This window comes from Mesorhizobium sp. M1027, assembly GCF_040318745.1.
In the GTDB taxonomy this organism is placed as follows: Bacteria; Pseudomonadota; Alphaproteobacteria; order Rhizobiales; family Rhizobiaceae; genus Mesorhizobium.
Genome location: NZ_JAMYMW010000001.1, coordinates 715289 through 740968, shown reverse-complemented (window position 1 = coordinate 740968; position 25680 = coordinate 715289). Strand labels below are relative to the sequence as shown.

At 62.6% G+C, this 25680-nt stretch carries 21 protein-coding genes; 8 read left to right on the top strand and 13 right to left on the bottom strand.

The window, feature by feature from the left end; all coding sequences use genetic code 11:
* Positions 1 to 110: 110 nt before the first annotated feature.
* The 3 genes from NKH50_RS03530 to tpiA all read right to left on the bottom strand — a co-directional run bounded on the left by NKH50_RS03530 (position 111) and on the right by tpiA (position 2814).
* Positions 111 to 1232 carry a L,D-transpeptidase gene (locus tag NKH50_RS03530; protein ID WP_352751707.1) on the bottom strand — a complete coding sequence of 374 codons (1122 nt, stop codon included), beginning with the start codon at positions 1230 to 1232 and terminating at the stop codon, positions 111 to 113.
* A 199-nt stretch (positions 1233 to 1431) separates the two neighbouring features.
* Positions 1432 to 1884: a preprotein translocase subunit SecG gene (gene secG, locus NKH50_RS03525; RefSeq protein ID WP_254817294.1), complete on the bottom strand. Its 453-nt coding sequence runs from the start codon at positions 1882 to 1884 to the stop codon at positions 1432 to 1434.
* Positions 1885 to 2046: 162 nt separating this feature from the next.
* Positions 2047 to 2814, bottom strand: coding sequence for a triose-phosphate isomerase (tpiA, locus tag NKH50_RS03520; RefSeq protein ID WP_352507308.1), 768 nt, complete (start codon positions 2812 to 2814; stop codon positions 2047 to 2049).
* 142 nt (positions 2815 to 2956) lie between these two features.
* Here tpiA and NKH50_RS03515 point away from each other — a divergent pair, with 142 nt between their 5' ends.
* Genes NKH50_RS03515 through NKH50_RS03495 form a run of 5 tightly spaced genes read left to right on the top strand, consistent with a single transcriptional unit; the run spans position 2957 to position 8380 of the window.
* Positions 2957 to 4849, top strand: a complete 1893-nt coding sequence (locus tag NKH50_RS03515) for a SurA N-terminal domain-containing protein (protein ID WP_254817296.1) — start codon at positions 2957 to 2959, stop codon at positions 4847 to 4849.
* The gene (gene trpD, locus NKH50_RS03510; protein WP_352751705.1) at positions 4846 to 5856 is read left to right on the top strand and encodes an anthranilate phosphoribosyltransferase; all 1011 of its coding nucleotides are present in this window, start codon (positions 4846 to 4848) and stop codon (positions 5854 to 5856) included. The genes NKH50_RS03515 and trpD overlap by 4 nt, the downstream gene beginning before the upstream one ends.
* A gap of 4 nt (positions 5857 to 5860) precedes the next feature.
* Positions 5861 to 6673, top strand: coding sequence for an indole-3-glycerol phosphate synthase TrpC (gene trpC, locus NKH50_RS03505; RefSeq protein ID WP_352876701.1), 813 nt, complete (start codon positions 5861 to 5863; stop codon positions 6671 to 6673).
* A gap of 1 nt (position 6674) precedes the next feature.
* Positions 6675 to 7175, top strand: coding sequence for a cyclic pyranopterin monophosphate synthase MoaC (gene moaC / locus NKH50_RS03500; RefSeq protein ID WP_352876699.1), 501 nt, complete (start codon positions 6675 to 6677; stop codon positions 7173 to 7175).
* The gene (locus NKH50_RS03495) at positions 7175 to 8380 is read left to right on the top strand and encodes a molybdopterin molybdotransferase MoeA (RefSeq protein WP_352876696.1); all 1206 of its coding nucleotides are present in this window, start codon (positions 7175 to 7177) and stop codon (positions 8378 to 8380) included. The genes moaC and NKH50_RS03495 overlap by 1 nt, the downstream gene beginning before the upstream one ends.
* A 7-nt stretch (positions 8381 to 8387) precedes the next feature.
* Here the strand turns inward: NKH50_RS03495 and NKH50_RS03490 are convergent, their stop codons facing one another.
* The gene (locus tag NKH50_RS03490; RefSeq protein WP_352876694.1) at positions 8388 to 9218 is read right to left on the bottom strand and encodes a hormone-sensitive lipase; all 831 of its coding nucleotides are present in this window, start codon (positions 9216 to 9218) and stop codon (positions 8388 to 8390) included.
* Positions 9219 to 9314: 96 nt separating this feature from the next.
* Positions 9315 to 10562, bottom strand: a complete 1248-nt coding sequence (gene kynU / locus NKH50_RS03485) for a kynureninase (RefSeq protein WP_352507315.1) — start codon at positions 10560 to 10562, stop codon at positions 9315 to 9317.
* Positions 10563 to 11017: 455 nt separating this feature from the next.
* On the opposite strand from kynU, the gene lexA reads away from it, so the two are divergent.
* On the top strand, positions 11018 to 11752 hold the full coding sequence (lexA, locus tag NKH50_RS03480; protein ID WP_023674949.1) for a transcriptional repressor LexA: 735 nt from the start codon (positions 11018 to 11020) through the stop codon (positions 11750 to 11752).
* On the opposite strand, the gene NKH50_RS03475 is transcribed toward lexA, so the two are convergent.
* The gene (locus tag NKH50_RS03475) at positions 11746 to 14211 is read right to left on the bottom strand and encodes a ComEC/Rec2 family competence protein (protein WP_352705973.1); all 2466 of its coding nucleotides are present in this window, start codon (positions 14209 to 14211) and stop codon (positions 11746 to 11748) included. The two genes, lexA and NKH50_RS03475, sit on opposite strands and share 7 nt — an antisense overlap.
* A gap of 96 nt (positions 14212 to 14307) precedes the next feature.
* On the opposite strand from NKH50_RS03475, the gene gltX reads away from it, so the two are divergent.
* A complete protein-coding gene (gene gltX, locus NKH50_RS03470) occupies positions 14308 to 15729 on the top strand; it encodes a glutamate--tRNA ligase (protein WP_352705976.1) in 1422 nt (473 codons plus the stop codon).
* Positions 15730 to 15908: 179 nt separating this feature from the next.
* Positions 15909 to 17237, top strand: a complete 1329-nt coding sequence (gene gltA / locus NKH50_RS03465; RefSeq protein ID WP_254817305.1) for a citrate synthase — start codon at positions 15909 to 15911, stop codon at positions 17235 to 17237.
* Between the two features lie 98 nt (positions 17238 to 17335).
* Here the strand turns inward: gltA and lpxB are convergent, their stop codons facing one another.
* From lpxB to rseP, 7 genes are all read right to left on the bottom strand, one after another.
* Positions 17336 to 18505, bottom strand: coding sequence for a lipid-A-disaccharide synthase (lpxB, locus tag NKH50_RS03460; RefSeq protein ID WP_352876691.1), 1170 nt, complete (start codon positions 18503 to 18505; stop codon positions 17336 to 17338).
* Complete coding sequence (locus NKH50_RS03455) at positions 18495 to 19397, bottom strand: LpxI family protein (RefSeq protein WP_502906830.1); 903 nt, start codon at positions 19395 to 19397, stop codon at positions 18495 to 18497. The genes lpxB and NKH50_RS03455 overlap by 11 nt, the downstream gene beginning before the upstream one ends.
* Before the next feature lie 6 nt (positions 19398 to 19403).
* Positions 19404 to 20237, bottom strand: coding sequence for an acyl-ACP--UDP-N-acetylglucosamine O-acyltransferase (gene lpxA, locus NKH50_RS03450; RefSeq protein WP_352478915.1), 834 nt, complete (start codon positions 20235 to 20237; stop codon positions 19404 to 19406).
* Between the two features lie 13 nt (positions 20238 to 20250).
* Positions 20251 to 20715, bottom strand: a complete 465-nt coding sequence (gene fabZ / locus NKH50_RS03445; protein ID WP_023674942.1) for a 3-hydroxyacyl-ACP dehydratase FabZ — start codon at positions 20713 to 20715, stop codon at positions 20251 to 20253.
* The gene (gene lpxD / locus NKH50_RS03440; RefSeq protein ID WP_352876688.1) at positions 20708 to 21766 is read right to left on the bottom strand and encodes a UDP-3-O-(3-hydroxymyristoyl)glucosamine N-acyltransferase; all 1059 of its coding nucleotides are present in this window, start codon (positions 21764 to 21766) and stop codon (positions 20708 to 20710) included. Before lpxD ends, fabZ begins: the two co-directional genes overlap by 8 nt.
* A 179-nt stretch (positions 21767 to 21945) precedes the next feature.
* Positions 21946 to 24297 carry an outer membrane protein assembly factor BamA gene (gene bamA / locus NKH50_RS03435; protein WP_352876686.1) on the bottom strand — a complete coding sequence of 784 codons (2352 nt, stop codon included), beginning with the start codon at positions 24295 to 24297 and terminating at the stop codon, positions 21946 to 21948.
* A 217-nt stretch (positions 24298 to 24514) separates the two neighbouring features.
* On the bottom strand, positions 24515 to 25657 hold the full coding sequence (gene rseP, locus NKH50_RS03430) for an RIP metalloprotease RseP (protein ID WP_352736543.1): 1143 nt from the start codon (positions 25655 to 25657) through the stop codon (positions 24515 to 24517).
* Positions 25658 to 25680: the final 23 nt, after the last annotated feature.

The window sequence follows — 25680 nt, the reverse complement described above, 5'->3', positions numbered from 1 at the left end:
AGAGAAAAAACCGCCGCGAAGGCTTTTTCCCAAGAAGGCGCTCTGGTCGTTGGCGTATCAAAACAAAAGGGCCGGCGAGGCCGGCCCTTTTGGCACGATCTGTCAAAGCGTCAGATGATGACGACTTTGGTGCCTACTTTCACCCGGCGGTAAAGGTCCATGACGTGCTCGTTGATCATGCGGAAGCAGCCATTGGAGGCGCTGGTTCCGATCGACTGCGGCGCGATGGTGCCGTGAATGCGCAGGTGGGTATCCTTCTTGCCGTCGTAAAGATAGATGGCGCGCGCACCGAGCGGATTGTCGCCGCCGCCGGGCATACCGTCCTTGTATTGGCCATAGTGCTTGGGTTCGCGCTTTTGCATATCCAGCGTCGGAATCCAGCGCGGCCATTCCTGCTTGTCGCCGACGGCAACCGTACCCTTGAACTGCAGGCCTTCCCGGCCGACCGCGATGGCATAACGGCGGGCGGTTGACGATGATTCGACGAGGTAGAGACGGCGAGCGCTGGTATCGATGACGATGGTGCCCGGGTTGTAGCCAGTGAATTCGACCTCCTGCGGCACGAATTCCGGCTTGACCTTGAACTGCCGCTTGGCCTGCTTCCTTTCGAGTGCGGCGTCGAGCGCGCGTGTTTCCGGAAGCAGCGACATTGACGACGAAGTTGTGCCGCCGAACAGTCCCGCGAACAGCCCGACGCTCTGCGGCTTCTGCCCCACCGGTTCGCTGCGCAACTCGCCATTGTTGCCGGTCAGGGCAACGTTCATGGCCTCGGCCGGGATCGGCTCGGCCGACTGGATCGGCGCAATGGGTGCAATCGGTTCGATGATGTTGAGGGTCTTCTTCTTGGCTGGCGTAGCGTCAGCCACCTTCGCCGCCGCGAGCGGCTGGCTCTTCTTGGCAAGGAATGCCTGCCGTTCCGCATCGGCTTTGGCTTTCGCCGCCTCCCGCATCGCCAGCTTCCTGGCTTCGAGTGCTTTGGCGCGAGCGGCTTCCTTGTCGGCTGCGATCTTGGCTTCGATCTTGCGGATCTGCGCAAGGTCGTCCGGCGTCGGATCTTTCTTCTTCTTGAGAAGCTTCAATTGCGCCGCATCGCTTTTGGCAGCGACGTTGACGACGTCGGTTGTTGCTGCGGCTTTATGGGCCGAGTTTGCCGTCGGCATGGCCGCGTAAGCGGGCGCACCTAGGCTGAGCACGGCACAAAGGCCGGCAAAAATGAAGCTGCGAAGCTGCATGGGGAAGATCCGATCGTTCAATGCTTGTTGCCCACGGCATCGCCCGGCGCCCCCCAAGGACGCCGAGAATGCCGCGTGCAACCTATAATCGATTAGCCGGAAGCGCCTCAAGCGCGCGGTGCGGTCGAATCTTCGTGATCGTGCGGCATTTGCCGCGACTGTGTTCAAACGACAACAGATCGCGGCATAAGATGCCCGATTACTGGTTGGGGACCTGCGGCGTGGCCGGCGCGGTGGCGCCGTTTGTCGCTGGCGGCGTCGCCGGAGCGGTTGCCGGCGGCGTCGTTGCCGCGCCATTGCCGGACGGCGGGGTCGGCGCCGTGGTGCCCGAAGGCGGCGTCGGCGTCGTGGTTCCGGGCAATTGGTTGAGTACGCCCTTGCCTGCCCCGTCCGAGGTCGCCGGCACGCGATCGAGAATGTCGATCGGCTTCTCGCCATAGCGCGCTACGATCGACAGTGTCAGCGAAGTGACGAAGAAAGCTGCGGCCAGGATCGCCGTCGCCCGCGTCAGCGCATTGGCGGCGCCACGCGCGGTCATGAAGCCCGATCCGCCGCCGATGCCGAGGCCGCCGCCTTCGGAGCGCTGCAGCAGCACCACGCCGACAAGCGCGAGCACGACCATGAGGTGGACGACGATCAGTACGGTTTCCATAATTTATCCTGGCAAGGCCTGGTGCGGCCGCTGATTTGGAGGCGGCTCAATACAATGCTTTGACGGCATTTCCAAGCCCGTGGCCGGAATATGGGAAGCAATGCGTCCTTTGCAACGATTTCGGCGCCGGCCGTCCGCTCAAATGCAGCAAGCAGCCTTGTATCAAGCGATGTTTCGATAGGCTTCCGCGATGCCGAGGAAGTCCGCCGCCTTTAGGCTGGCGCCGCCGACCAGCGCGCCATCGACATTCCTGACGCCTAGCAACTCGACGGCGTTGGACGGCTTGACCGAGCCGCCGTAGAGAATGCGCATCTTGGCCGCCGTATTGCCGAGCTTCCGGGCCAGTTCTTCGCGGATATGCGCATGTGCCTCGGCGACGTCGGCGGCGGTCGGGGTCAAGCCGGTGCCGATCGCCCATACCGGCTCATAGGCAATGACGGTGTTGGAAGCCGTGGCGTTTGGCGGGACCGAGCCAGCGACCTGGCGCGACAGCACGTCGAGCGTGGCTCCTGCTTCGCGTTCGGCTCTTGTCTCACCAATGCAGATGATGGCCACCAGCCCGGCACGCCATGCGGCGGAGGCCTTGGCCTGCACTAAGGCATCGTCCTCCTTGCGATCGGCGCGGCATTCGGAATGGCCGACAATGACATGGCTGGCTCCTGCATCCTTCAGCATCTCGGCCGAAATGCAGCCGGTATAGGCGCCGCTTTCCTCGGTGTGGCAATCCTCTCCGCCGGCCCGCACCGGTGTGCGCGACAGAATCTCGGCGGCGTGCGCAAGTAAGGTCGCCGGCACGCAGAGCACCGCTTCGGTCTCGGCGTCGAGCCCGCTCATGAAGCCGTTGCCGATCATCCTGAGCTCGTTGAGCGAGGCGCTGGTACCGTTCATTTTCCAGTTGCCGGCGACGAGCGGGCGGATTCCAGGCGTCATGGGATTGTTTCTCCGGGCCAATTTCCAGCTGGCCCTCACTATCAAAATCAGGCCACAAAGCAATCGACAGTGAGCAGGAAGGGCGCTATTGCGCTTGTTTCAGACTCGGCGCATGCGAAATGCGCAAAAATCGGAAGTACTCATGCTTGGTATGTTGAGAAGTGCGGCGGGGACCTGGGTCGCGAAACTGCTGCTGTCATTGTTGGTGTTGAGCTTCGCCGTCTGGGGTATCTCGGGACGGCTGATGGGCGGTCTTGCCGGCCATGACGCCGTGATCACGGCCGGAGGCACCAAGGTCTCTATCAACGAATACCGCCTCGCCTACGATCGCCAGCTCAGCGTCATGTCGCAGCAATTCGGCCAGCGCATCAGCCGTGAGCAGGCGACGGCGCTCGGCATCGACAACCAGGTGCTGGCGCAACTCGTATCGGGTGCCGTCCTCGACGAGCAGGCCCGCAAGCTCGGCCTCGGCCTGTCCAAGGACCGGCTCGCCGAACTGACGCGTGAAGACCCGGCGTTCAAAGGGCCTGCCGGAACCTTCGACAGGAGAACGTTCGAGTACCTGCTTCGGCAGATCGGCATGCGGCCGGAAGACTATTTGAAGAACCGCGCCCAGGTCGCGGTCCGCCAGCAGATCGTCGAGGCGGTTTCGGACGGCCTCAAGGCCCCTGATACATTCTTCAAGGCGGTCGCGCTCTATCGCGGCGAAGATCGCACCATCGACTACCTGACCTTGCCGAAATCGCTTGTCGAGCCGATAGAAGCGCCGTCCGACAGCGTGCTTTCGGCCTATTTCGAGGAAAACAAGAAAACCTACGCCGCTCCCGAATACCGCAAGTTCTCCTATGTCAGGCTCGAGCCGGAAGACATCATGGATTTGAGCGCGGTGACCGACCAACAGGTCAGCGACGACTACAACAAGAACAAGGCGCGCTACACCACGCCGGAGATGCGCACCATCGAGCAGCTTGTATTCAAGACGCCTGATGCCGCAAAGGCGGCGCTCGATTCGCTCAGGACCGGCGCGACCTTCGACAAGATCGTCGCCGCCGAGGGCAAGACCCCGGCCGACACGCTGCTCGGCACGCTGGCCAAGGACAAGATCGCCGACAAGGCGGTCGCCGACGCTGCCTTCAAGCTCAACGTCAATGAGGTCAGCCCGGTCGTACAAGGCGCATTTGGTCCCGTTCTGCTGCGCGTCACCGAGATCAAGCCGGAAGTGGTGAAGCCGCTGGCCGAAGTATCCGAGCAGATCCGCAAGGACCTGGCACTGGGCGAGGCAAGCCGCATCTTGCTGGACGTGCACGACAATTACGAGGATACGCGCGCCTCGGGCAGTTCGCTCGCCGAGGCAGCCGCCAAATTGAAGCTGAAGGTCGTCACCATCGACGCCATCGACCGCACCGGCCAACGGCCGGATGGAAGCATCGTCAAAGACCTGCCGGAATCGCCGGCGCTCATCAAGGCAGTGTTCGAATCCGAACCCGGAACCGACAATGAAGGTCTCACCACCGCCGATAACGGCTTCGTCTTCTACGACGTGAGCGCGATCACGCCGGCCCGTGACCGCACGTTGGACGAAGTCCGCCAGAAGGTCGTGGCCGACTGGACCGCGGCGGAGACCACCAAACGGCTCACCGCAAAAGCACAAGAGCTCGAGAAGCGTCTCAAGGCCGGCGCCACGCTCGAGGTGATCGCCGGTGAGCTCAAGCTCGAAAAACAGACCAAACGCGGCGTCAAGCGCGATGCTGACGACGTCGATTTCGGCAAGGAAGGGGCCGCCGCGATGTTCGGCGTCGGCGAAGGCGGCACCGGGCTGATCCCCTCGCCCACCGGCGACGGACAGATCCTGTTCAAGGTTGCCGAGGTATTCGAGCCCGCCGGGGCCGACGCCAGCTCAGTACCCCAGGACGCACAGAAATCCTTCACATCCGGCATGTCCGACGACCTGCTCGACCAGTTAGTAGCGCAGTTGCAGACGCAATATGACGTCCGCATTGATCAGACTGCCGTAACCCAAGCCCTGGCCAGATGAGCGCACTGAAGATCCACATCGCCAAGGTCGCCGCCGGCAGCGCTCTTTCTTTCGAGGAGGCGCGCGAGGCCTTCGACATTATCATGTCGGGCGATGCTACTCCGGGCCAGATAGGCGGCTTCCTGATGGCATTGCGCGTGCGCGGCGAGACCGTCAGCGAGATCGCCGGCGCTGTCGCCACCATGCGCGCCAAGATGCTGCGCGTCGAAGCCCCCGAGGGCGCCATCGACATTGTCGGCACCGGCGGCGACAATTCGCACAGCGTCAACATTTCGACCGCATCCGCCTTCGTCATCGCCGGCAGCGGCGTGCCCGTCGCCAAGCACGGCAATCGCGGACTGTCCTCGCTGACCGGCGCCGCCGATGTGCTGATCGCATTGGGCGTCAAGATCGACATCCCTCCGGAGACGATCGGCCGCTGTATTCACGAGGCCGGCGTTGGCTTCATGTTCGCTCCGGCGCATCACCCGGCGATGAAGCATGTCGGCCCGACCCGGGTCGAGCTCGGCACCCGCACCATCTTCAACCTGCTGGGCCCGCTTTCCAATCCGGCCAGTGTCAGACGGCAGATGATCGGCGTGTTCCTGCCCGAATGGATCATGCCGGTGGCAGAAACGTTGAAGGAGCTTGGCGCCGACCACGCCTGGGTCGTCCATGGCGACGGCTATGACGAGATCACCACCACCGGCGAAACGCAGGTCGCCGAATTGGCCGGCGGCGAGATACGCAGCTTTGTGCTGACCCCGGAAGCAGTCGGGCTGACGCGTCACACCAAGGACGAGTTGCGCGGCGGCGACGCCGCCCACAACGCCCAGGCACTGCGCGACATGCTGGGCGGCGCCGCTGGCGCCTTTCGCGATACGGTGCTGATGAATGCCGGCGCCGGGCTGGTGGTAGCCGGCAAGGCGACGACGCTTGCCGACGGCATGGTAACGGCGGCGCAGGCCATCGACAGCGGCCGCGCGCTGAAAGTGCTCGACAGGCTGGTCGAGATTTCGAACGGTTAAAACCATGTCCGACATCCTGCGCAAGATCGAGGCTTACAAGCGCGACGAGATCGCGGCGGCCAAGGCACGCGTGCCATTGGCCGAGATCAAGGCACGGGCGACGGATGCCGACGCGCCGCGCGGATTTCTTTCCGCCCTTGAAGCAACGCGCAAATCCGGCGGGTTTGCGCTGATTGCCGAAATCAAGAAAGCTAGCCCATCCAAAGGCCTGATCCGCGCCGATTTCGATCCGCCGGCGCTGGCCAGGGCCTATGCGAAAGCCGGTGCCGCCTGCCTTTCGGTGCTGACCGACACACCCTCTTTCCAAGGCGCGCCCGAATTCCTCACCGCTGCGCGCGCTGCCGTCGAGTTGCCTACCTTACGCAAGGATTTCCTGTTCGACCCCTATCAGGTCTACGAGGCCAGGGCATGGGGCGCCGATGCCATCCTGATCATTATGGCCAGCGTCGACGACGCGTTGGCAAGAGAACTCGAAGCGACAGCTTTCGGGCTCGGCATGGACGCGCTGGTCGAAGTGCATGATGAGGCGGAAATGGAACGTGCGCTGCGGCTGTCGTCGCGGCTGATCGGCATCAACAATCGCAATCTCCGGACTTTCGAAACCAGCCTCGAGACCTCGGAACGGCTGGTAGCGATGGTACCGGGCGGCCGCCTTCTAGTCAGTGAGAGCGGGATCTTTTCGCATGACGATTGCCGCCGGCTGGAGCGGAGCGGCATCGCTACTTTCCTGGTCGGCGAGAGCCTGATGCGTCAACAGGACGTGGCCGCGGCAACGCGCCTGCTGTTGACGGGCAAGGCGCCGGCAGAGGCGATCTGAGATGGCGGCCGCCCTCACCCATCTTGGCGCGCAGGGCGAAGCCAACATGGTCGATGTCGGCGACAAGGCTGAGACGGTGCGCACGGCAGTCGCGGAAGGTTTTGTCGCGATGCGGCCCGAGACGCTGGACATGATCCTCGCCGGCGACGCCAAGAAGGGCGACGTGCTGGGCACCGCGCGCATTGCCGGCATCATGGCGGCCAAGAAGACGCATGAACTGATCCCGCTCTGCCATCCGCTGCTGCTGACCAGGATATCTGTCGACATCGAGCCGGACGCAGCTTTGCCCGGCCTGAAGGTCACAGCATTGACCCGCGTCACCGGCAAAACCGGCGTTGAGATGGAGGCCCTGAGCGCCGTCTCGGTCGCTTGCCTGACCATCTACGACATGGCTAAGGCGGTCGACCGCGCAATGGTCATCTCCGGCATCAGGCTGGTTGAAAAGACCGGCGGCAAATCCGGCGACTACAAGATCACCGGGGCCACCGAGGCAGGCCGCTAATGGCGCTGGTCCCAGTTGCCGAGGCGCTCGAGCGCCTGCTGGACGGAGCAGTTGCGCTGCCGGGCGAACGTGTCGCGCTGCTGGATGCCGCCGACCGCGTGCTGGCGGAGCCGGTTGTGGCGCTCCGCACCCAGCCGCCGTTCAACGCCTCCGCCATGGACGGCTATGCCGTGCGGGCGGCCGACATCGCGTCCCTACCGGCAAGCCTTTCGGTGATCGGCATGGCGCCGGCCGGACGCGGCTTTGCCGGAACGGTGCAGCAGCGGCAGGCCGTGCGCATCTTTACCGGCGCGCCGCTTCCCGCAGGCACCGACACTATCGTTATCCAGGAGAACGTCCGCGACCTCGGCGGCGGCAAGGTCGAAGTGACAGAGCCGACGGTGCAGGGACGCAACATCCGCCGCCTTGGGCTCGATTTCGCCAAGGGCGATGTCCTGCTGCCCAAAGGCCGCCTGCTCGATTCGGCCGCCTTGTCGCTGGCGGCATCGGCCAACCACCCCGAGGTCGGCGTGGTCAAACGGCCGCTGGTCGCCATCATCGCCACCGGCGACGAATTGCTGCCGCCGGGCAGCGAGCTTGGCCCTGACCAGATCATCTCCTCCAACGCCTATGGTGTCGCTGCCGCCGCACAGTCGGTCGGTGCGCTGGCGCTCGACCTCGGTATCGCGCCGGACCGCAGGGAGGCGATCGCGGCATTGGTTGAAAAGGCCGTGAAGGCTGGCGCGAACGTCATCGTCACGCTGGGCGGTGCCTCGGTCGGCGACCACGACTTCGTCCATGACGTGCTGACCGGGCAAGGCATGACGCTCGATTTCTGGAAGATCGCCATGCGACCGGGCAAGCCGCTGATGTTCGGGCGGCTGGGCGACATTCGCTGCATCGGCCTGCCCGGCAATCCCGTGGCGAGTCTGGTGTGTGCTCAGCTCTTCCTGAAGCCGCTGCTGGCCCGGCTCGGCGGCCGCGCCTTTCAGCAGGATATCCGTCGGGCAGGGCTCGGTGCTGCCATGCCGGCCAACGATCTCAGGCAAGATTATGTGCGGGCTGTTGTCATAGATGACGCCGGTACGCTCGTGGCGACGCCGTTCGGCATCCAGGACTCCTCGATGCTGAAAATGCTGTCCGATGCCAACGGGCTGATCGTTCGCGCGCCGTTCGCGCCTGCCGCGGCGGCGGGCTCCCCCTGCGACGTGCTGATGCTACGCTGAACCTGCCTCACTCCGAGATCAAGGTCCGGGTCAGCGGATGGTCTGGATCGGCCAAACCGTCGATGATGTTGAAATGATGCCGGTCAGGCTCGACGACCGAGCTGGTCGCGGTACCCAGGCCGATCCAGATGTTGGCCAGCAACGCGCTCTGACGCAGGAATTCGGCGCGCTCGCCGCCGCCGGCCCAGCAGGTCAGGCGGGCCTTGTCCATCGGGCGCAGCAGCACCGGGCTTTCGGCCTGCGCCTCGGCCTCATCGATCGCGATCGTCTTGTTCATGCCGGTGCGCATGATCGGGCGCAAATCATGCACCCCCGAGATCGACACCACGTGACGAACGCGCCGGACGACTTCGGGCGCCAGCGGCGTCGTCGCCGTAACCATCCGGCTAACAAGATGGCCGCCGGCCGAGTGCCCGGTCAGCATCAGCGGCCCTGGGACCATCGCCGCCGCCTTGCCGATCGCCGCGCCGACTTCCTTGACGATTCCGCCAATGCGTATCTGCGGACAGAGCGTGTAGGACGGCATCGCCACCGCATAGCCGCGATCAACAGGGCCAGCGGCAAGATGCGACCAGAAATTCTTGTCGAATTCCATCCAGTAGCCGCCATGAACGAACACCACGAGTCCCTTGGGCTTGATGGCCGGCAGGAAAAGATCGAGCCGGTTGCGTGGGTTGTCGCCATAGGCCATGTCGAGCCGCGCCCTGCCCTCGGTCGAAAGCACGTCGCGGAAAACCCGCGCGGACTCGATCCAGGCCGCCGGCCAGCGATCGCTGCCGGCTATGTTGGCGCCGTTGGCATAGGCGTTGTCCCAATCGGCAATGTGACGTTCGAACACCCTGCGCCCTCCCTGGCAATATGGCCTTGCAACCTAGCCGTGAGCATCGCGCGGCACGTCGTCGCCAGCCTCACGATTCCAGCTCTCGCATCAATCTCAAGTGACAGCTGCTTTGATGGCGAAGCGCGCATCCTTCCACGCACCGGTGCGCAGGATATCCTCAAGCACTTTGACGGCCTGCCAGACATCGGCATAGCCGACATAGAGCGGGGTGAAGCCGAAGCGCATGGTCGATGGCGCGCGAAAATCGCCGATCACGCCACGTTCGATCAGCGCGCGCATGACCTGGTAGCCATGCTCATGCATGAATGAAATCTGGCTGCCGCGTTTTTCCCCATCGCGCGTGCTTTCGAGCGTGAGCCCGTAAGTGCCGCACTTTGCCTCGACAAGCTCGATGAACAGATCCGCCAGCGCGATGCTCTTCTTGCGCACCGCCGTCATGTCGACATCGTTCCAGATGTCGAGCGCGCCCTTCAGCGTGCGCATCGACAGGACCGGCTGGGTGCCGCACAGAAACCGGCGGATGCCGGTGCCGGCCGCATAGCCTGGCTCGAAGGCGAAGGGCCGTGCATGGCCCCACCAGCCGGTGAGCGGCTGCTGGATGTCGGAAAGATGCCGCTCAGCCACATAGATGAAGGCAGGCGCGCCCGGGCCGCCATTCAGATATTTGTAGGTGCAGCCAACGGCAAAATCGGCGTTTGCCTTGTCGAGCTCGACTGGCATCGCGCCGGCGGTGTGGCAGAGATCCCAGACGATCATCGCCCCGGCTTCCTGAGCCCTGCGCGTCAGCGTCGGCATGTCGCGCAGTTCGCCCGACTTGTAGTTGACGTGGTTGACCAGCACCACCGCGGTGCGTTCGTCGATCAGCTCTTCGATGGTCGGCGCGTCGACCCCCGAGAGGCGCAGCAGCGCATCTTTTCGCGTCGAAACCACACCCTCAGCCATGTAGAGGTCTGTCGGAAAACTATCGCCCTCGGCGACGATGACCTGCCGCTCCGGTCGCATGGCCATGGCGGCGTGCAGCAGCTTGTAGATGTTGACCGACGTCGTATCGCAGACCACCGTCTGGCCGACCGCGGCACCGATCAGGCGCCCTAGCTGGTCGCCAAGTTCAAGCGGCATGTTGAACCAGCCGGCCGTGTTCCATGCGCGGATGAGATCATGCGACCATTCTTCGGTCGCGGCCTTGTACAATTCATCGAAAGCGGCACGTGAAGCAGCTCCTAGCGAATTGCCGTCGAGATAGATCACTCCTTGCGGCAAGACAAAGCGGTCGCGCATCGCGCCCAGCGGATCCGCGGCATCCATCGCCTTTACGGCCACGAGATCGGGAATTCCCGTCATGATTTGCCTGCTCCCCCAAAAAATCCAACGCAACGCCGGACACGCATCAACTGTTCTTCTGTTCTTCTATTACCTGGTTGCGCGTGCAAGGCTCCACCGGCGAGAAGCAGCCTGACCAGGCGGTGGAAACCTGGAGTTAGCCCGAGGTTGGCGTTTTGAGTTCGTTTCGTTCACGGCGCATTGACCAAACCGCACAGTCGATAGGGGTTCACTTCCGTGCCCTTTGCCGACCGACGGCCGATGCCAGTACCGCCTTCTAGGAGGCCAGAACGGCGCAAACGAAAGCAGAATCAAGGCGATGAGGCTCGCGGCGGCGAAAATACGGTACGCCGGTAGGGGACGTCGTTTGTTTCCCGAGCCTTAACGCATTCATTAAACTTTAAACAGTTGCGGAACACAACTGGAACAGATAGTGTCTGTTCTGGGTTTGTTTTCTGATTCTGTTGGGGGTCGCTATGCTGACACGCAAACAACACGAACTGCTTATGTTCATCCACGAAAGGTTGAAGGAAAGCGGTATCCCACCGTCCTTCGACGAGATGAAGGAAGCGCTCGACCTGGCTTCCAAATCCGGAATCCACCGACTGATTACGGCGCTGGAGGAGCGCGGCTTCATTCGCCGTTTGCCCAACCGGGCCCGTGCGCTGGAGGTACTACGCCTGCCTGACTCGATCGCCCCCGGCCTCAATGCGGCACGCAAGTTCTCGCCGAGTGTCATCCAGGGCAGTCTTGGGCAAGGTGCCCCTCGGCAGGGCAAGCCCACATCGTCGCGCGTCCCTGCAGCCGGCAATGACGACGATGTCGTCGCCGCCGTTTCGATCCCGGTAATGGGCCGCATCGCCGCTGGTGTGCCGATCGATGCTATCCAGCACCAGACGCATTCGATTTCGGTGCCGCCGGATATGATCATGGGCGGCGAGCATTATGCGCTCGAGGTCAAAGGCGATTCGATGATCGAGGCTGGCATTTTCGACGGCGACACGGTGATCATCCGCAACGCCGATACGGCGAGCCCCGGTGAGATCGTGGTGGCCTTGGTCGACGAGGAGGAAGCGACGCTGAAGCGGTTCCGCCGCAAGGGCGCCTCGATCGCCCTGGAGGCCGCCAATCCGGCCTACGAGACGCGCATCTTCGGACCAGACAGGGTCAAGGTGCAGGGCAAGCTCGTTGGGCTGATCCGCCGCTACTGAGTTGCGCCCTTGGTGCCGGCTTTTGGATTGTCGGCTCTGCGGTATGGCGGCAGGCCGCGCGCCGCGCGTGAAAATTTCCGCTGCACGTGCCAGGGCCGGTATGATTTTTCGACGGCGAAGCGGATTTCGGCGCGTGTTGCCGCTTGTGGATCGAAATAGACGGCCGCACTTCCCGCGCGCGCCAGTTGCCGTTTGGTGACGACGAGGACCAGCCGGTCGTAGTAGCAGGGATTATGGGCGGTGGCGTCGTCGATGACGATCAAGCTGGCGAAGGCGCAGGCTGGCCGTGCGGTATCGCGGTCCTTGGCTTGCGCAATGATCGCGCCGGATGGATGCCTGGCGAGGCAGAGACCGTCCGTGCAAATGAACGGCATGCCCGGCGGTAGGTCGGCCGGATCGGCAATGTCGAATTGCGGATCGTTCTTTCCAGGTGTTTCCGGCGCGACGATAGCCTCTGATGTGAGCGCGCGTTTCCAGTTGTCGATCGTGAACTCATTCGGGCGTGCCCGGTTGACGGCGAGCTCACCGCTGCCGATCGGCAGCGCGACCAGCCGTGCGTCCTCCGAGATCAATACGTCGGGTACGCGCGTCTGCGTTGTCGTTAGCAAGCCGGCGAGCGCAAAAGGAAGTGCCGCGAGCCGCAACCAGGTCGTCGCCATGCTGGCAATGACGAGGGCGATCGTCACCAAAAGGACAGATCTCAGCGAAATCAGTCCGACCGCATCGATCGGCGAGCGCTCGGAGATCCACCCGGACAGGGCGATCATCGCCGTCAGCCCTTTGCCCATCACGTATAGGAAAGGCCCATCCGCGCCGAACGGCATCGCCAGCGCACTGAGGACGGCGAAGGGCATGACGACCAGTGAGACGATGGGCATGATGGCCAGATTGGCGAACAGGCTGAGCGGCGCCACGCGCTGGAAATGCCATATGGCGAAAAGCGCCGTGGCGCTCCCTGCAATGATCGAGGTCATCGCCAGGCCGCCCATGCCCAGCAGGACCTTTCGCGTGGCGAGGCGTAGCGGCGACCGCCGCGGCGGCGGCGTGGTGGCCCTGCCGGCGCGGTAGTCGGACCAGCCGGCATAGGCGCCGACAAGGGCCGCCGTCGCGGCGAAGGACATCTGGAAGCTCGGACCGACCACCTCGTGCGGCGACACCACGATGACCGCGATGGCCGAGATCGCCAGGTTGCGCATGGTGAGCGCGGCCCGGTCGAACAGCACGGCGATAAGCATCACCGCCAGCATGATGAAGCTGCGTTCGGCCGCTACCACAATGCCGGAAAAGACGAGGTAGGCCGCAATCGAAAAAAGCGCGGCGGCTGCGGCATATTTCTTGACCGGCCGTCGCGATGAGAAGTCGGGAAACAGCGCAAAGGCGCCGCGTAGCAGCGCCATGATGGTGCCGGCGACCAACGCCATATGCAGCCCCGAGATGGAGATGATGTGGTAGATGCCTGTACGCCGCATCGCTTCGTTGATCTCCTCGGGAATGCCGGCGCGCACGCCAACGATCAGCGCAGCAGCAATCTCGCCCTCGGCGCCGCCGATGCGGCTGCGGATATGGTCGGCGATGGATTCGCGCGCGTCTTCGATCGCGGAAGAAAGCCGCGCGGCAAGCGGCATGCTGCCCGAAGCCACGACTTTCGGATTGCCGAGAAAGAAGCCGCTGCCGCCGATACCGGCGAAATAGCTGTCGAAGGAGAAATCATAGCTGTCGGGCCGCACCGGGCCGGTCGGCGGCAGCAGCCGCACATAGCCGGTGATCTCGGAACCAGCGGCCAGCTCAGCCGGTATCTTCATCGCCGAAATGCGGACCCGTTCCGGCATGTAGCGCAGCGTCGGCCTGGCGGTTGAGATCACATCGATTGTCAGTCTGATGCGGCCGCTCGCCATGGGCTCGTACGATACGACACGACCCGTCAGCCGCGTCGAGATTTCGGAACCGAGCATATGCGTCCCGACACGCCAGGTCTCGAACTTGGCGGCAAGCACGCCAAGCGCGCAGAGCAGCGCCACCATGAAGCACAGGCGGGTCCTGGGCCATGACCGCGAGATGACGGCACAAAGGGCCGCGAGGAGCACGATTGCGATCGGCTGCGGAAAGGCCGGCTCCACCGACAGCGCGAAATATACGACCACCCCGCATGCGAGGAACACCGGCACCAGCAGGAAGGCGACGCCACGGTCGAGTTCCAGGCCGGCTGCCGAGGTTACGCTGTTGCGGATGCGGGATGGTGACGGGAGGCGGAAACGCCGGCGTAGGCGCACGATGGGCTCGGACGCAGGCACCGGAACCGTTGCTGGGTCGCTGGCCGGCAGCGACGGAGCATCGAAGCGCGGAGCGGGCAGCAATGCCGATACCGGCAGGGCAGGCGGGGGAGCGGCAAACAGCAAGCGTTCGCTGACGCCGCTACCAGCGTCCTCGCCCTCGCCCGCACCACGGCCTCGCACAGCCATCGGGTCTGCCTCTTGCGCCCTCGACCTCCTATGCTACATGAACGCGCAACGCGCGAAAGTCCGCAAACCCACTTCCTTGGCCCGCCTGAGAGTTCCATGCCCGATAAGGTCGTCACCCGTTTTGCCCCCTCGCCCACCGGTTATCTGCATATTGGCGGCGCGCGCACGGCGCTGTTCAACTGGCTGTATGCCAAGCACACAGGCGGCACGATGCTGCTGCGCATCGAAGACACCGACCGCGAGCGCTCCACCGATGCGGCAACCGCAGCCATTCTCGACGGGCTTTCCTGGCTTGGCCTGACATGGGACGGTGAGCCGGTGTCGCAGTTCGAGCGTGCGCCGCGCCATCGCGAGGTGGCCGAGGAGCTCGTTCGCATGGGCAAGGCCTATTATTGTTATGCGACGCCTGCCGAGCTGGAAGCAATGCGCGAGAGCGCACGGGCCAAGGGGCTGCCTCCCCGCTATGACGGACGCTGGCGCGACCGCGACCCGTCGGAGGCGCCGCCCGGCGCCAAGGGGGCGATCCGCATCAAGGCGCCGACAGACGGCGAGACGGTGGTGCATGACCGCGTCCAGGGCGACGTGCGTTTTCCCAACAAGGATCTCGACGATTTCATTATTCTGCGCTCGGACGGCAATCCGACCTACATGCATGCCGTCGTCGTCGACGATCACGACATGGGCATCACCCACATCATCCGCGGCGACGATCATTTGACCAACGCCGCACGCCAGACCGTAATCTACCAGGCCATGGGCTGGGAGGTGCCGTCGATGTCGCATATCCCGCTGATCCACGGTGCCGACGGCGCCAAGCTGTCGAAGCGGCACGGTGCGCTTGGCGTCGAGGCCTATCGCGCCATGGGCTACCTGCCGGAGGCGCTGCTCAACTATCTGGCGAGGCTTGGCTGGAGCCACGGCGACGATGAGATCATGTCGATTGCCGACATGATCGCATGGTTCGACATTGGCGATGTCAACAAGGGCGCCGCCCGTTTCGACTTCGCCAAACTCGAGGCGCTCAACGGCGTGCATATGCGCCGGATGAACGACGCGGCGCTGCTCGACACCTTCATCGCCACTCTGCCCTATCTCGAAGGCGGCCCGGCAATCGCCGCCCGCCTCGACGACAGACGCAAGGCGCAACTGCTTGCCGCTTTGCCCGGCCTGAAGGAGCGCGCCAAGACGCTGGTCGAACTTGTTGAAGGGGCTGCATTCCTGTTCGTCGAGCGGCCGCTGCCGGTCGACGAGAAGGCGGCGGCGCTGCTCAGCGGTGAGGCGCGCGCGATCCTGCGAGGCGCTCATGCGGCACTGGCCACGGTTTCGGACTGGTCTGCCGCCTCGGCTGAAGTCGCGATCCGCGACTACGCGCAGGCCGGCGGCCATAAACTCGGCGCCGTGGCCCAACCTTTGCGCGCCGCGCTCACCGGCAAAAGTACCTCGCCAGGTGTCTTTGATGTGCTTGCCGTGCTGGGCCGCGAGGAAAGCCTGGCGCGGATCGCTGATCAAATCGATTAGCGAACTGGCCCAAGAAGATTGGCATTGAAAGGTGTGTTTCGCAGTGCAACATTGGGCCTTGGCCTAATCTGGCGCGCAGATACAATTGCGGGCGCAAATGTGCATATTCCGATGCTTTTGACGTGTTGGGTTCAGATATTTTGCCTTTGCCGGCCTGAGGAAACAAAAAGGAGTTTGCTATGACCGAACCTGCGACGAAAATGGAATTTGGCGGCAAAACCCAGGCATCGACGGCAAAGCTGGAGCTCGGCGGCAAAACCCATGAATTCAAGATCCGAAGTGGTTCGGTAGGACCTGACGTCATCGACATCGGTTCGCTCTACAATACCGCCGGCGTCTTTACCTATGATCCCGGCTTTACGTCGACGGCGAGCTGCGAATCGGAAATCACCTTCATCGATGGCGATGCCGGCATTCTTTTGCACCGCGGCTACCCGATCGACCAACTGGCCGAGCACGGCGACTTCCTCGAAGTCTGCTATCTCTTGCTCTATGGTGAATTACCGACCAAGGCGCAGAAGGACGATTTCGACTACCGGGTGACGCGCCACACCATGGTACATGAGCAGATGTCGCGCTTTTTCACCGGCTTCCGCCGTGATGCGCATCCGATGGCGGTGATGTGCGGCGTGGTCGGCGCGCTGTCGGCCTTCTATCACGATTCCACCGACATCTCGGATCCGTATCAACGCATGGTCGCCTCAATGCGGCTGATCGCCAAGATGCCGACAATCGCGGCGATGGCGTACAAATACCACATCGGCCAGCCGTTCATTTATCCGAAGAACGAGCTGAATTTCGCAGCCAACTTCCTGCATATGTGCTTCGCCGTGCCTTGCGAGGAATACAAGATCAATCCGGTGCTGGCGCGCGCGATGGAGCGCATCTTCATCCTGCACGCCGATCACGAACAGAACGCCTCGACTTCGACCGTCCGCCTGGCCGGCTCGTCGGGCGCCAATCCCTTTGCCTGTATCGCTGCCGGCATCGCCTGCCTGTGGGGTCCCGCACATGGCGGCGCCAACGAGGCAGCGCTGAACATGCTGGGCGAGATCGGCCATGTCGATCACATCCCGGAATTCATTGCGCGCGCCAAGGATAAGAACGATCCGTTCCGATTGATGGGCTTTGGCCACCGCGTTTACAAGAACTACGATCCGCGTGCCAAGATCATGCAGAAAACGGCGCACGAAGTCCTGGGCGAGCTCGGCATCAAGGACGATCCGCTGCTCGACATCGCCATGGAGTTGGAAAAGATCGCGCTGACCGATTCCTATTTCATCGAGAAGAAGCTCTACCCTAACGTCGATTTTTATTCCGGCATCACCCTTAAGGCGCTGGGCTTCCCCACCACCATGTTCACCGTACTGTTCGCGGTCGCCCGCACCGTCGGCTGGATCGCGCAGTGGAAGGAGATGATCGAGGATCCGCATCAGAAGATCGGTCGCCCACGCCAGCTCTATACTGGCGCGCCGGAACGGGATTACGTGCCGATCGCGAAGCGGTGAAGATAGCGAGTAGCGAGTAGCGAGTAGCGAGTAGCGAGTAGTAGCTGAAGCAGCTTGGCCGTTACCGCCAGCACCATTTCCTACTCGCTATTCACTATTCACCACTTCCTCACCATCCCCATCACCACCCCCGCAGCAATCTCGCCTGACGACTTGGCGATTGCCATACGCCCGGCAATGTCGGCAAAACCGTGCTTCTGCCAGGTGCGGTAGGCGGTATCGGAGAACAGCGCTTCCAGTTGCCGCGCCAGATAATGCGGCCGCACATATTGATTGTAGTGTTCCGGCACAATCGGCCGGTCGGCAATGAGATTGGGCAAGGCTGCGCTCCATACTTTGATCAGCGGCTGCGCCATGCGCATGACCGGATCGAGCCGGTAGCAGGAGATCATCGGCACACCTGCCAGTGCAAGTTCCAGCGATACCGTCCCCGACGCGATCAGCGCCGCATCCGCCTTGCCGAAGGCCTGCCATTTGCGTTCGGCATCAAGGATGATCTCCGGCTTCTCGTCCCAGCTCGCAACCGAGGTCCTGACCAGGTCGGCTACGTGCGGGACCGTCGGCAACAGCAGGCGCAAGCGGTGCCCCCGCGCCCGCAGGATCGACACCGTCTCGCCGAACGGCCCGACCAGGCGTCGCACCTCGCCGCGACGCGAACCGGGCAATACGAGCAACGTTTTGACGTGATCGGCGGACAGGTCACGCGGCTGCGCCTGCGCCCTGGCGGCACTGACTATGCCCGGATCGTGTGCGAGGCGATGCCCGACATAGGTGCCGGGCGGCCCGCCCAGGCGAGCGAGTTCCTTCACCTCGAACGGCAGGATGCAAAGAGTGTGATCGACATACGGTTTCATCGCCGCCGCCCTGCCCGGCCGCCAAGCCCACACGCTCGGGCAGACATAGTGGACGATCGGGATAGTCGGATCGGCGGCACGCACCTTTTTGGCGACGCGCAGCGAGAAATCCGGACTGTCGATGGTGACAAGGCAATCGGGCTTTTCACCGGCAATCGCGTTTGCCGTTTGGCCGATCCGCCGCATCAGGCGCGGCAGGTCGCGCAGGATGGCGCTAAGCCCCATCAGCGCGATCTCGCTGCCGTCGAACAATGGCGCCAGGCCGAGCGCCTGCAAATGGCGGCCGCCGATGCCGACAAGCCGAACGTCGCGCCCGGTCATGCGCTTTAACGCCTGCACAAGATCGGCGCCAAGCAGGTCACCGGACTCCTCGCCGGCGACGACGGCTATCTTCAACGGCCGCTCATTCGCCATGCGCCGGCTCCGCAGCAGGCAGCCCGATCACGAACAGGCCGAGCGCATTGGCACGCCCGATGGTGGCGGGACCTTCGAGCACCAGCGAGCGGCCGGCTTCTACGGCAATGCCGGCCAGTCCGGCGGCATGCGCCGCCTCGACGGTCAGCGGGCCAATGGAGGGCAGATCGGCACGCAGTTCCTGACCGGGCTTGGCGCATTTGACCAGGACACCGCGCGTCCTGCCCGCCAGCCTGCCGTGCCCGCGCAATTCCCTTGTCCGCTCGAGCAGCCCGTCAGTCCCTTCGACGCCTTCCAGCGCAATGGCGCGGCCGCCGACCGCAACAGCCGCTTGGCCGATGTCGAGCGCGCCGATGGCTTTTGCCGCCGCGTGCGCCGCCTCGATGTCGCGCCAGTCGGCTTTGCGTGGCGCCGCCTTGGTCAGCAGTCCTTCGGCGGCGACCAGCTCCGGCACGATCTCGTGAGCGCCGACGACTTTGATGCCGCTGCGCTCGATCCTGCGCACGAACAATTTCAGCACCGTATCGTCTCCCCGGGTTACACCGACGAAAAGGCTGGGCAGCCAGGCGAGCAGGCCCAAATTGAGGCGCATGGCGCTCAGCCTGGGGCGGCGCGTGATATGACCCGCGGTCACCAGATGCGTAACGTGATGCCGCTTGAGGATCGGCAACAGCGAGCCGACGTCTTCCAGCCTCAAGGTTGCCTGCTCATAGGGCTCGAAATCGGCTATGCGGTCGACCTCGCCCGCCGCCATCACGATGAAGGGCAATTTGCCTTGCCGGGCGAGCGCTCGGGCAATTTCGACCGGGAGGCTGCCGCCGCCGGCGATGATGCCGACCTTGGCATCTGGCGCGAGATCAAGGCCCTTTCCGGCAGCCTCAATCTTCGTCATCTGCTCTCAGTCTTCATCATCGGTATCGTCGCCGTCGCCACCCTTGAGCGACGGCACGGCATAGTGCCGCTTGCCGCGACCGGCGATGAAATCGACAATCTTCATGGCAGTCGGCGACGAGGCGAACTCCGCCTTGGCGAATTCGATGTTTTCGCCGACGGTCCGGGAGCGATCGAAGATCGTCTTATAGGCTTTGCGCAGCAAATGGATCTCCGAACGTGGCAGGCCGGCGCGCTTCAGCCCAATGATGTTGAGGCCGCGAAGGCTGGCACGGTTGCCAACGGCGATGGCGTAGGGAATGACGTCGCCGACGATCGCCGAGCAGCCGCCGAGAAAGGCGTTATCGCCGATGCGGACAAACTGATGAACCGCGGTAAGGCCGCCGATGTAGACATTATCACCGACTTCGCAATGCCCGCCTAACGTCGCTTGATTGGCGAAGGTGGCGTTCTTGCCGACCACGCAGTCATGGGCAATGTGGGCATAGGCAAGGAAATTGCCGTTGTCGCCGATCGTCGTCTCGCCGCGGCTGGAATCGGTGCCGACATGCATGGTGACGCCTTCGCGGATCGTGCAGTTCTCGCCGATCACCAGCGTGGTACGGCCGCCCTTGTGCTTGGTGTTCTGCGGTGGTCCGCCCAGTATCGCCATCGGATAAACCTTGGTCGATGCACCGATGGTGGTCGCGCCAATCACCGAGACATGGCTGACCAGTTCGACGCGGTCGCCGATCACGGCATCGGGGCCGACGTGACAGAAGGGCCCGATGCGGGCGCCTTCGCCGATTTGGGCGCCTGCCTCGATGACCGACGATGGATGGATGACTGTCTGGATTTTCATTAGCATTCGTTTGTCAGCCGCTTGCGACCATCATCGCCGAGATCTCCGCTTCCGCCGCCTTGGCGCCATCGACGAGGGCCTCGCAAGCGAATTTGAGAAGATTGCCGCGTTTCTTGATTTTCTTCACATGAATTTTCAGCTGGTCGCCTGGAACGACCGGCTTGCGGAACTTGGCATTGTCGATGGTCAGGAAATAAACCAGCGACGGCTTTTCCGTACCAAGGCTGCGGATGCAGATGGCGCCGGCCGTCTGCGCCATCGCCTCGATGATCAGCACGCCGGGCATGACCGGCTGGTCAGGGAAATGACCTTGGAAATGCGGCTCGTTTATGGTGACGTTCTTGATGCCGATTGCGGATTCGTCGCCATCTATGTCGACGATACGGTCGATCATCAAGAACGGATAGCGGTGCGGCAGGAGCTTCATCAGCCGCATTATGTCAACCGCTTCGAGCGTCGCCGCTGCGATGTCAGCCATTTCCCCCCTCACCCTGTCTGCGCGTCCGTGCAAGTCTGCGCAAGGCCGCTATCTCGCGCATGGCTTCCGCCATCGGCTGCGCCGGATATCCTCCCCAAATCTCACCGGCAGGCACATTGCTCATAAACCCGCTTCTTGCCGCAAGCTTGGCGCCGGACCCGATGGTCAAATGATCGGCAAGGCCGACGCCGCCACCCATGGTGACGTTGTCGCCTATCGTCACTGAACCGGAAATACCCGAAAGCCCGGCTATTATGCAATTGCGGCCGATGCGAACGTTGTGCGCGATCTGCACCAGATTGTCGATCTTGGTGCCCTGGCCGATGATCGTGTCGGACATGGCGCCGCGATCGACGGTCGTATTCGACCCGATCTCGACGTCGTCCTGGATGATGACGCGGCCGATCTGCGGAACCCGCTCCGGACCCTTTGCGCCGGCCACAAAGCCGAAGCCATCCTGGCCGATCCTGGCGCCGCCATGAATGATAACGCGATTGCCGATCAATGCATATTGCACGCTGGCACCTGGACCGACATAGCCGTCGCGGCCAATCTGCGAGGACGGACCGATAACCGCATGAGGGGCAATGACGGTTCCGCTGCCGATGGCAGCGCGCGGTCCGATGACCGCGCCCGCTTCGATGATCGCACCGGGCTCGACATGGGCGGTCGCATCGATATGGGCGTGCGGCGAGATACCGGTTTCGCCGGTCATCGGTCCAGGCGTCGCAGCCGCCGGGAAAAGCAGGCGCCCGACCATTGCGAAAGCCTGCTGCGGGCGCGGATGCACCAGAACCGCGATGCCCGCTGGCGCCTTGGCGGCAAATTCGGCAGGGCAGAGAACCGCTGCCGCCCGCAGTGACTGCATCAGGGCGAAATTGCGCCTGCCATCGACGAAGACAAGGGCGTTCTCGCCGCCTTCGTTGGCGGGAGCCAGAGCATCGATCGAAACATCGGCGAGAGCGGAATCGACAAGCATCGAGCCGGTCAGATTCGCGACTTCGCCGGCCGTATACCGGCGTGAGGGCGCGAAGAACACCGGATCGGTCATTCCAGAAGCAATATCCAGCTAGCGCATGACCCCGAAATCGGAAATCGATCCTCGGAAAGGATCATGCGCAAATCAAAGTGCTACAACGTCCTTTGAGCGTCCGATAGGACGCGCTGCGCTGTAGTGTCGGATCACTGCCATCCGGATCCAAACGAGCCGGAAGCATCGTTACCCGCACATCAGAAGCGGGTCGATATGCCGAAGTTGAATTCCTGCACGTCGTCGGTCTTTTCCTTCTTGACCGGGATCGCATAGTCGATGCGGATCGGGCCGAAAGGCGATGCCCACATCAAGCCGACGCCGACAGAAGCGCGCCATTCCATGCCGGTCGTCGACTGATTGACGAGGTTGGAGGCAATCTTGCTGCCGTAGAGCGTTGCCGCATCGGCGAATACCGCGCCGCGCAAACCGAAGCTTTCCGGGATGACCGGCAGCGGGAACTGCGCTTCCGCCGAGGCATTGAAGTAAGTGGTGCCGCCGAGATGGTCATTGCTGTTGTCCGAGGCAACCGGACCGATGCCGCCATATTCGAAACCGCGGATCATGCGATCGCTGCTCTGGAAATGGTCGAAGACACGCAGGTCGCCGCTGCCATATCCCTGGACATGGCCGGCACCGCCAGAAATGAGGCCTACCAGATCCAATTGTTCGGACAACGTCTGATAAATGCTGCCGCGCGCTGTCACCTTGATGAACTTGGCGTCGCCGCCCAAGCCAGCCACTTCCGTGCCGACGTTGGCAAAAATGCCTTCATGGGGATTCTTCATGTCGTCAATAGTATTGTAAACTAGGCCGAGACTAACCGACGATTTGAGCCACGGACTCTCTTCGACACCGTTTATAATCGCCTGGGAGACATCGCAGGTGGCAGGGTCGCAGTTCTCGTCGAACTCATACTTCTCCTGAGCGATATTATACGCGAGCTGAGTCGAGATGTTGTCGGTAATCGGCAGACCGAAGCGCACTGTCGCGCCCGTCGTGTCGCTATCGTAATGGTCATAGTTTCGAGTCTGCTTGTAGATGTCGAATCCGGCAGCGATACGGCGACCAAGGAAGTACGGTTCGGTAAACGAGAAGCTGTAGTCGCGCGAGTTCTTGCCGCCGCCAGCCGCCACCTTGATGAATTGGCCGCGGCCGAGGAAGTTGCGCTCACTGATTGAACCTTCGACGGACGGACCAGCCGTCTCGCCACCAGTCGAATAACCGGCACCGACCGAGAACTCACCGGTCGATTTCTCGACCACGTCGACCACCAGTACGACTTGATCAGGCTCAGAGCCCGGAACGGTGGAAATCTCGACTTTCTCGAAATAATCAAGCGCTTCCAGCCGCCTCTTCGCGCGCTGGATGAGAACCTGATTGAAAGCGTCGCCTTCGCTGACATCGAACTCGCGGCGAATGACGTAGTCGCGCGTCCGATCGTTGCCGCGGATCTCGATGCGCTCGATATAGGCCTTGGTGCCCTGGTCGATCGTATAAACGACAGAGATGGTGTGGTTTTCGAAGTTGCGGTCACCGCGCGGCGTCACCTGGGCAAAGGCATAACCAGAACCGGCGACCTTTTCGGTCAGCGCGATGATCGTGTCCTCGACATCCTTGGCGTTATAGACATCGCCCTTATGGGTCTCGACCACCGATTCAAGCGACTTGCTGTCGACCTCGGGGATCGTGCTTTCGACGCTGACGTCCCCGAACGTATACCGCTCGCCCTCCTGCACCGTGATGGTAACGGTGTATTTGTTGGTTGTGTCGTCGAGTTCGCCGACAGCCGAGACGACCTGGAAGTCGGCATAGCCGTGATTATAATAGAAGCGGCGCAGCAGCTCCTGGTCGGCGCGCAGCTTGTCCTCGTCATAAACATCGTCGCGCAGCACGAACGACAGGAAGGACGAGCGCTTGGTGGAGATGATGTCCGACAGACGGCGGCTCGAATAGGCGCTGTTGCCGACGAAATTGATCGCCGCAATCTGGGTGCGGCCGCCTTCGTTGATGTTGAAGACCACGTTTACCCGGTTGTCGCCGAGATCCATGATCTGGGTGGTCACGGCGGCATCGTCGCGACCGATACGCCGGTATGCGGCCTTGACCGCCTCGACATCGGCGTCGAGCTGCTGTTGCGAGAAGGTGCCGCGCGGCTTCAATTGCACAGCGGCTGCAAGCGCGTTGTCCTTGAGCTTCTTGTTGCCCTGGAACAGCACCTGGTTGACGACCTGGTACTCCGAAACCTTGATGACCAGCGTCGATCCGACCTGGTTGATCTGCACGTCCGAAAACAGCCCGGTGCCGAACAGCGCCTTGACCGCATCGTCGATGTCGGAGCTGGAAAACGCCTTGCCGGGCTTGATTGTCACGTAGTTGCGGATGGTGTCCGCGTCGACACGCTGATTGCCGGTGACTTCAACTCTGGAGACGACAGCCGCCTCGGCGGCCGATGTGGCAACGAACTGCACTGCGAGCGCGCCTGGTACAACCAGAGCAGCGGATATAGCCACCGCGGACGCGGCGCTCAGAAACTTGGATGCTGCCTTCATCGGGCTTTTGTACCTTTTCTCGAAGTCCCCACGGCGAGAAAACCGGACGTGCGGTAATTTCCCCTACCGTATTAACCGGATTTTCCCTACACGCAAGGCTTCTGGTTAATTTGTATTTACTTAACCCTGTGGCGTGGCTTTCGCGTCACGCATATCCCCACGCATGGTAAACGGCGTCTCAACATTGGTCGCGCTGAAGCCAAATTTCTTCATGATTTCAGCACCCAAACAGATCGTTCCAGAAAACAAAACCCATGAAGCCGAGCACCAGGATGAGGCCGCTCCGATAAGCCATTTCCATCATCCGTTCGGACACCGGCCGTCGGATGACAGCTTCCACGCCGTAGAACAGAAGATGCCCTCCGTCGAGAGGGGGAATCGGCAGAAGATTGAGAATTCCTATCCCGACTGACAGATATGCAACAAGCTGGACGAGCAATTCGAAGCCGAGCTTTGCCGCCTGGCCCGACATCTTGGCGATCTTGATGGGCCCGCCCAGCTGGCACTTGTCCTCGCGGCCAACAACGAAACGCTGCAGGAACTGGCCGGTGCGCTGGATGACGTGTCCGGTTTCCTGGACGGCCGCCCCGACTGCCCCGGCCGGGCTGTAGGTGATCAGCCGCGGCTGGCCGAGTTCCTTGTTGTTGATGACGCCGATCACGGCCACCTGGGCTTTGTTGCCCAATGCGTCTTGTTGTTCCATCAAACGCGGCGTCGCCGTGACGGTGATTTCCTTGCCGCCGCGTAACATAACGAAGGTGATGCTGTCGCCGGCGCGGCCCGAAACCAGACGCTGGACGTCGGCAAAGGTCTCGACCTTGCTGCCGTCGACGCTGACGAATCGGTCACCGGGCATGATGCCGGCCGCCGCTGCCGGACTGCCTGCGGTGACTTCAGCCACCATCGGCTCGTATACCGGCCGGCCATATATTGAAAACAGCACGGCAAAGACGGCGATCGTCAGCAGGAAGTTGAACAGCGGCCCCGCCACGACGGTCGCCGCCCGCTTCCAGATCGGCTGCGTGTGGAAGGCAACCTTGCGTTCGTCGTCGCTCAGCGCCTCGACCTCCTCCGAGCTGGGCTGGCTCGACGTCGCGTTCATATCGCCGACGAACTTGACGTAGCCGCCGAGCGGTATGGCGCAAAGCTTCCAGCGGGTGCCTCGGCTGTCGTTGAAGCCGATGATCTCAGGGCCGAAACCGATCGAAAAGGCTTTTGCGCCGATACCGCACCAGCGGCCGACGAGGTAATGGCCCATTTCGTGGACGAACACGACCACGGTCAGCACGAACAGGAAAGGCACCAGCGTGCCGAGGACAAGGCCGTCCGTGCTGAAAACCGCGTGAAGAATCTCGTTCAATTCATGCCCTCAAATTCATCCAC